We start from the raw sequence: 7,597 nt of genomic DNA, 5'->3' as shown, positions 1-7,597 counted from the left end.
ACCGAGGACGGGCTGTCCACCGGCGACTACCGCTACATGCGGCGCATCCATATCCAGCATGACCAGCCATATTGCATTCTGGACATCTATCTCGATCGGCGAACCTATCTGAAGAGCCCGAAAAAGTTCGATACGGAAATGGTGATTCCGAATTTGCAGGACATCGCCGATCTGCAGATTCGATCGATGCGGCAGACGTTTCAAATCGCCGTCGCCGACCTCAAGACAAGCCGCCAGCTCGGCATCAATCCGAATGCGCCGGTTGGTCTGGTGCGCCGGGTCGTCACTGATGATCAGGGTCGGATCATCTATCTTGGTGTCGGGCGTTATCGCGGCGATCTCGTAGTGTTTGAAACCGAGATCGAGATTCCCAAGGGGAAAAGTAGGGCCCAGCGGGCGCAGCCGATGAAGCGCAAGAGTTCTGCTTCGACGCGTCGGGCAGGCTCCTAGCGCTCCAGCGTATCGACGACCTGTTCGGCGATGGAGAGGCTGGAGGTCAGGCCGGGGCTTTCGATGCCGAACAAAGCAACGAGTCCCGGCAGTCCATGCCGTAGCGGCCCGTCGATCCGGAAATCCATCGCTGCTTCGCCCGGTCCGGTCAGTCGTGGGCGTATCCCGGCATAGTCCGGAATGAGCGATCCGTCAGGGAGCCCGGGCCAGTAGCGCCGGACAGCGTCGTAGAATGTCGTGGCGCGTGCCGAATTAACCCGGTAGTCGAGCTCGTTCACCCATTCCATATCCGGCCCGAAACGCATGCGCCCGGCCATGTCGAGTGTGAGATGGATGCCGAGAAGGCCCTGTGAGGGCACCGGATAGATCAGCCGGCTGAAGGCTGCGGGGCGGCCATAGCTGAAATAGCTTCTTTTGCAGAGATATTGTTCGGGAATTTGCGCGGCCGGATAACCTTCCGTGCTCGCGGCGATCGGCTGCGAGCCGAGACCGGCAGCATTGACGACGACATCGAAGGCGATGGAGCCGGGTTCATGCCCGCCGAAATGCGCAGTCCAGGATGTATCTCGCGTCAGCCGTTCCACCGGCGAGCGAAGAGCGAGCGTGCCGCCATTGGCCTCGATATCACCGACGAGCGCCAGCATGAAGGAATGCGTGTCGATGATCCCGGTGTCGGGTGACTGCAGCGCTGCGACGCAGGCAAGGTTCGGTTCAAGCTTGCGTGCTTCGGTCGCTGAAATGAGCCGAAGGCCTCTCACGCCGTTTGCATCGCCGCGAGCCTTGATGATTTCGAGTTGCGCGACCTGATCTTCGGAGGTCGCAACGATCAGTTTGCCGCGGCGCTGGTGCGGAACGCCGTATGTTGCGCAGAAATCGTACATCAGGCGGGCGCCCTGCACGCAATGGACTGCGCGCAGGGTGTCTGCCGGATAATACATGCCGGCATGGATCACTTCGGAATTGCGCGATGACACGCCTGATCCGAAGGAGCCGGACGCTTCGGCGACGATGACCGTCCAGCCGCGCCGAGCGAGGGCGCGGCTGGTCGCAAGACCGACCACGCCCGCGCCTATGACCAAAGCGTCCATGGCTACGACTCAAGACGCGGGAACGAGATAGACCGGCGAGGTCCACGCAGCGTTACCGTCCTCGAAGACGACCTTAACCCACAGAGCCGTGTCGCCCAAGCTGCTTCGTTCGAAGCTGCGCGTCAGCTCAATGGCCCAGCAGTCATTGTCGTCAGGAAGGCGCTGCACGCTGACTTTGCGATCCAGGCCGCCGCAATCGAGGACGAACGGTTCGAAGCCCACATTCCCGATATCGACATCTGCCGTGCCGTGCGGGGTCTCGATGTGCAGCTTGCCATCGGTGCCGGACAGATCTGCCTCGAAGCCGCCGAAGCCGCCAGTCGTCACCGCGGTCCACTCGACGCATTCCGGAGATGTCAGCTCGCAGCGCTTGTCGAGATTCCATCGGTTGATCGGGCGAATCGCCGTCAACGTGTTGCCTGCCACCGTGGCATGACCGTCCCAGATCGTCTGGCGGCCGCGTCCCCTGTATTCCGCACCTTCCCAAAGAACACGCAGGCGCTTGCCGACCGGCTGCGATGCGTAGGGACGATAGGTTTCGAGGATCGAACTGCCATTACGGAATTCAACGCGTTCGATGGGCGAAGCGCTCGACAGCGTCAGGCGGAAGGTCGGCTTGCCGCCTCCGACGATGATGTCGCCCATCTTGGCGCTGGTCGTGCTGGCAACGCCCTTGCCACCCAGAGCCGGATCCTCATGATGCAACTCGCCTGCAGCATCCAGCTCGACACCGACATCGAGATAGAGACGGCAGCCGGTGGTCGCATAGTGATGACGCTTGCGCAGCGCGTCGAACACGGCGGCACGCGAGAGTTCGGGAACGAGAAGACAGGTCAGGCCGCCGAACGCGCCGAACATCGAGGCGCCTGGATGCGACGCACCGTGGCGGCCCTTGTGTCCGTCGGAATTCGCGACGATGCCGACACGCAGCCCGTCGCGGAAGGCATCATCGGCGAGCCATTCGAACGTGCCCCAGTCCGAATGAACTTCGACGGCGCGCTGCAGCGCGCGGTCGTGGAAGCGGCCCGAAATATCGGCATAGCGTCCGCCGACATGGGCGAGGACGATCGCCTCGCGCCCGCGCAGCTTGTCGAACAGCGCGGCGACGTCGAATGCATCGGTCTCGAGGTCGGCTAGTTCGCCGACAAGCGCGTGGCTGCTGCGATGAATGGTTTCGCCTTCGTGCAGATAGAGCACGTTGCGGTCACCGCCCAGCGCGGTGTTGCCGGACCATTCATAGCCGGGAATGAACACGAAACGGCCGGTCTCATCCATCTCGGCAGTGAGTTCGTTCAGTGCTTTCCAGAACTCCGCCGTGATCTGGAAGTCGTTGCCCTGGTGGCACATGGCATCCAGGAAGGCGAGGTCACGGGCGAATTCCGCGAATTCACGCGCAGTCCCGGTGCCGATGGTCTCGCCGGACTGGCCGTGAAGATCGGCCCAGGCGTGACGCAATTCGCCTTGTTGCACCCGTGCCGGATTGGAGACTGCGAGCGTCTCGCCGGCCCGGGATACGGTCACCGAGATTTCGCCCGGCTGAGACACGGTGAGGTTCGAGATCAGCGCGCTGCGGGCGCCACCCTCGATGCGCACTTCGCGCGGGAGGCCTTCGATCTTCCCGGACGCTGCTTCGACGAGGACGGTGCCGCCTACATTTCCGGTTGGATTACCCCAAGCATCGTCGGCGCGAATGCCGAGCGAGAATGGGACGTTCGGCGCCACGATCGTTGGCAGAACGGCGCGCCACGCAGCGGCTTCGCCTGGTATGATGGCGATCGACGGTTGCTCGGGCACCTCGCACCAGTTCAGCGTGGCGAACGGATCGGCCAGCGTCCTGATCTGGAACGGCGCTTCGCAGAAGGTTTGCATCCGGATACCGGGGCTGCCCTGGCGCCGGTCGCCGAACCGCAGCGTGATCGTATCGTTTTCCTTCAGGAAGCCACGGGCGACCTTGACGCGGAGCGTCTTGTCCCAGGGGCGCAGATGCCCCTTGACGTCATAGGTGAGCGCGAGGATCGCGCCGTTCGAAGCCTCGGCGGAGACAAAATTCGCAGCTTTCGGATCGGTAAACTGAGGCGTTCCCATATCCGAGGCGAAACGGAACGTGACCTGGATGCCGCCGGTATCGTCGACGCCATAGGGTCCGGCCGTATATACGAGAACGAGTTCAGTAAACGAGCCAGCAACGCGCGGCTGGGAGTCGAGAATACGTGCTGTGCCGATCTTGTCTTGGTTGTAATCGGTCAATCCTACGCGATGCATCAAACGGGTCCTGCAATTTTTTCACTCCGTTCAATCTGCGGCATGATACGCATGTGATCCAATTCGAATACGGTCACAAACCATGCATAGACCTGATAAGTTGCGGCTGACCCTGCGCCAGATCGAGGCGTTTCGCGCGGCGGCGACCGTCCATACCGCGACGGCCGCGGCCCAGTCGCTCGGCCTCACCCAGCCTGCCGTCTCGCGATTGATCGCCGAGCTGGAACGGGCCGTCGGCTTCCCGTTGTTCGAGCGTCGCGCGCGCGGGCTCGTGCTCACTTCCGACGGCGAGCATTTTCTGGCGGCCGTCGAGCGCAGTTTCAGCGGTCTCGAGACGATTGCCGAAGCTGCGGTGGCGATCAAGCGCCATGCCACCGGTATGGTGCGCGTCGTATCCCTCGCGGTCTATTCGGATGGCTTCGTCGCGGAAGCAATCGGACGTTTTCTCGCCGAGAATCCATTGATGCGCGTGGAGTCCGCCGTTGCCAGCATGCCCGAGATTCTCGGCGGTCTGGCGCTGGAGGAGTTCGATCTCGGCGTGGGAACGACCTTCGTCGGGTCCGAAGCCGTCGATGCCCGCCCCATTGGGCGTCGGCGGGCCGTGCTCGTGTTTCCGCCGGGCACGGCACCGGACGAGCCGGGCTGGGACGTGTTTGATCGTCCCTTCCTGGCGATGCCGCAGGACAATCCGTTCCGGACGACATTCGATGCGGCGGTCGCGGCCGCCGGCGTCAGGCCGCGCATCGTCTGCGAATTCCGCAATCAGCGTGCGGCTTGCCGGGCGAGCCTCGCCGGCGCCGGCATCGCGATGGTCGATGAGGCTACTGCAGCGGAATTCGCGCATCTCGGACTGGATGCGCGTCCCTTCCCCGGCGGGCTGGACTGGCCGGTTGCGATCCTCGTGCCGCGGCGGCGGGAGCTGTCCTCTGCGGCCACGCGCCTGTCCCAATTGCTCAAGGCGGCCGTCTGATTGCTTCCGACATATAACGCCATCGAATAGTTGCCGCTCCATTCCTGATTGGACGCCGTGTGTCCGCTGGCGGATAAAATCCGTGCGGCCGTGGTTCGAACACGATGTTCGAACCAGGTCCGCAACAGGCGGACTGCTCAGCCTGACCGAGATCGTCGTCGCATAGCCGTTTCATGTTTGGCCGGCCGCGTTTCAAGGAACTGTCCGTTCCCGATCGCTGGCCTCGACCAGGATGCAAACGCGCCATCGGCACACGCGACCGGTTCGGGAGGCATCGTTCAGTGCCGACGAAAAGGAGAGTGATTTGTTGATCCGCGGCGCCGATCTTATTGCACGTACCCTTGAGTTGTCCGGTAGCACGAAAATCTACGCGCTGACTGGCAACCACATCATGTCGATCTATGATGCGGCGATCGGTACCAAACTCGACCTCATTCATACCCGACACGAAGCTTCGACCGTCTATATGGCCGACGCTTGGGCTCGACTGAGCGGCGCCTGTGGCATCGCGCTCGTCTCGAGCGGTGCGGGACATGCCAATGCGCTGGGATCGTTGCCGACGGCACTCGCGGCCGACGCGCCTCTCGTGTTGCTGTCGGGTCATGCGGGTCTCTCGGAATTGGGACGCGGTGCATTTCAGGAAATGAAGCAGGCCGAGATGGCCGCATCGGTCTGCAAGGCATCGATTACGGCGAGCGATGCCCGCCGCATGGGACACCAGCTGGCAGCCTGTATCCGTCTGGCTATGTCGGGCCGTCCGGGGCCGGTGCATATGAGTCTTCCCGTCGATCTGCTTGAGGAGACGTTCGAGGACACGCCTGATCTGTGGCCGACCGCCGCCGACTTCATCCCCGAACCAGCCGTTGCCGAGCCTACGGATATCGCGCCCATCATAGCCGCGCTGCAGAAGGCCGAACGCCCGATGTTGCTCGCGGGGCCCTGGCTCTGTCGTGCCCCGGCGTCTTCCGAGTTCCAGGCCGCGGCGGCCAAGCTTGGTGTGCCGATCATCGGCATGGAAAGCCCACGCGGTATCAACGATCCCAGCCTGGGCCGTTTCGCGCAGGTTCTCGCCAAGGCGGATCTGGTCATGCTTCTCGGCAAGCCCCACGATCAGACCATCAAGTTCGGTCAGGCGCCGTTCATTCATCAGGACGCCAGTTTCGTGGCGGTCGATCCCGATGTCGGCATGATCGAGCGGGCGAAGCGCGAGCAAGGAAAGCGCCTGGTATTTGCGCTGCAGGCAGATCCGCTCGCTGTCGTGCGCGGATTGACGACGGAAGCGCCGGCGACGGTTGCCCGTGCGTCGTGGTCCGAAGAAGTTGCTGCCGCCGTCGCCTATCGCCCCGCTGCGTGGCCCGGTGAGGACAGTGCGGAGCAGGGCCGGCTTCACCCCGCCGAACTGTGCCGCGGACTGGAAGCGGTGCTGAAGCGTCACCCGGATGCCGTCTTGATCTGTGATGGCGGCGAAATCCCGCAGTGGCCGCAGACGATCCAGACCGGCAATCGTCGCCTCATCAATGGCGTCGGGGCATCCATCGGTGGCGCCGCGCCGTTCGCGATCGGCGCACGGCACGCCACGGATGCCACGGTGATCGCCGTATCTGGCGATGGCGCATTCGGCTTCCATTTCGCCGAGATGGACACCGCGCTTCGCCACAATGCGCCGATCGTCATGGTCATCGGTAACGATGCCACCTGGAATGCCGAGCATCAGCTTCAGCTGCGTGCCTATGGCAAGGGACGTGCGCATGGCTGCGATCTGCTGCTGACGCGGTACGATCGCGTGGTCGAGGCGCTCGGCGGCCATGGCGAGCATGTCACGACATTCGACGACCTTGTGCCTGCGCTCGAACGAGCCATCGCGAGCGGACGTCCGGCCTGCGTGAATGTCGAGATCAGGAGCTTCCCGGCTCCCGTGATGAAGTGACCAGAGAGGATCTCTGATGCCGTCGGTTACATCGGTTGATGCGTTGTCGCCGGGTTTGCTGGAAGAGTTGTCGCAGATTCTGGGTTCGCGCGGCGTGAGCGTCGACCAGAACGAGATTGCTCCTCATCTGTCGGATTGGCGGTCGCTCTATCATGGAGCGGCTGCCGCGCTGATCAAGCCGGATTCCACGGCGGCATTGGCGCAGGCGGTAAAAGTATTGGCTGCGGCAGGCATCGCGATGGTGCCCCAGGGCGGTCGTACATCGATGGTCGGCGGTGCAACGCCGGATGCCAGCGTCAATCAGGTCGTGGTCTCGATGTTGCGGCTGAACCGGATCCGCGACATCGACACGCTAGACATGTCCATCGTCGCGGAAGCCGGCGTCATCCTGAAGAATCTGCAGGACGCGGCGATGGCGGCGGAGTGCTACTTCCCGCTGTCGCTGGCCTCGGAAGGCTCGGCCACTGTCGGTGGCGTGCTGTCGACCAATGCCGGCGGCAATACGACAGTCAGATACGGCAACGCGCGTGAGCTGATGCTCGGGCTCGAAGTGGTGCTGCCCAATGGGGAGATCATTCACGGTCTCCGGCGGCTCCGGAAGGACAATACCGGATACGCCCTGCGCCATCTGTTCGTCGGCGGCGAGGGCACGCTCGGAATCATCACTGCTGCTGCGCTGCGGTTGTTTCCCCGGGGCAACGACGAGTGCGCTGGCGCTGTGCACGGTCCGCGACGAAGACGCTGCGCTGGCGCTGTTCCGGCGCTTCCGCCAGCAGGACGAGACCGCGATCCGGTCGTTCGAGTACATGTCCGGCGAAGCTTTCAATTACCCACATTTCCAGCCGCTCCGATTTCGGCGCCGAGTTCGATATCGGTTAATCTGGAAAGGCCACGCCAGAT

Annotated in this window: 6 protein-coding genes; 4 read left to right on the top strand and 2 right to left on the bottom strand. The window is 63.1% G+C overall.

Annotated elements, in window-relative coordinates:
• Positions 1–450, top strand: a 450-nt coding sequence (locus AC629_RS21195) for a UTRA domain-containing protein (RefSeq protein ID WP_143199318.1), incomplete at its 5' end; no start/stop codon positions are given.
• Here AC629_RS21195 and AC629_RS21190 read toward each other — a convergent pair.
• Entirely contained in the window at positions 447–1,538 is a 1,092-nt protein-coding gene (locus AC629_RS21190; RefSeq protein WP_084806943.1) for an NAD(P)/FAD-dependent oxidoreductase, read from the bottom strand. The genes AC629_RS21195 and AC629_RS21190 overlap by 4 nt on opposite strands.
• A 9-nt stretch (positions 1,539–1,547) precedes the next feature.
• Complete coding sequence (locus AC629_RS21185) at positions 1,548–3,785, bottom strand: CehA/McbA family metallohydrolase domain-containing protein (RefSeq protein ID WP_168195547.1); 2,238 nt, start codon at positions 3,783–3,785, stop codon at positions 1,548–1,550.
• Positions 3,786–3,882: 97 nt separating this feature from the next.
• Between AC629_RS21185 and AC629_RS21180 the strand changes: the two genes are divergently transcribed.
• The 3 genes from AC629_RS21180 to AC629_RS21170 form a co-directional block, all read left to right on the top strand.
• Positions 3,883–4,770, top strand: coding sequence for a LysR family transcriptional regulator (locus tag AC629_RS21180; RefSeq protein ID WP_084806941.1), 888 nt, complete (start codon positions 3,883–3,885; stop codon positions 4,768–4,770).
• Between the two features lie 304 nt (positions 4,771–5,074).
• Positions 5,075–6,697: a thiamine pyrophosphate-binding protein gene (locus tag AC629_RS21175; protein WP_245331941.1), complete on the top strand. Its 1,623-nt coding sequence runs from the start codon at positions 5,075–5,077 to the stop codon at positions 6,695–6,697.
• Between the two features lie 16 nt (positions 6,698–6,713).
• Positions 6,714–7,597, top strand: an 884-nt coding sequence (locus AC629_RS21170; RefSeq protein WP_210419082.1) for an FAD-binding oxidoreductase, incomplete at its 3' end; no start/stop codon positions are given.

It is taken from the genome of Bradyrhizobium sp. NAS80.1, from assembly GCF_001908205.1.
Lineage (GTDB): Bacteria > Pseudomonadota > Alphaproteobacteria > Rhizobiales > Xanthobacteraceae > Bradyrhizobium.
The sequence above is the reverse complement of the archived record's forward strand: the minus strand, read 5'-3'. Positions and strand labels throughout refer to the sequence as shown.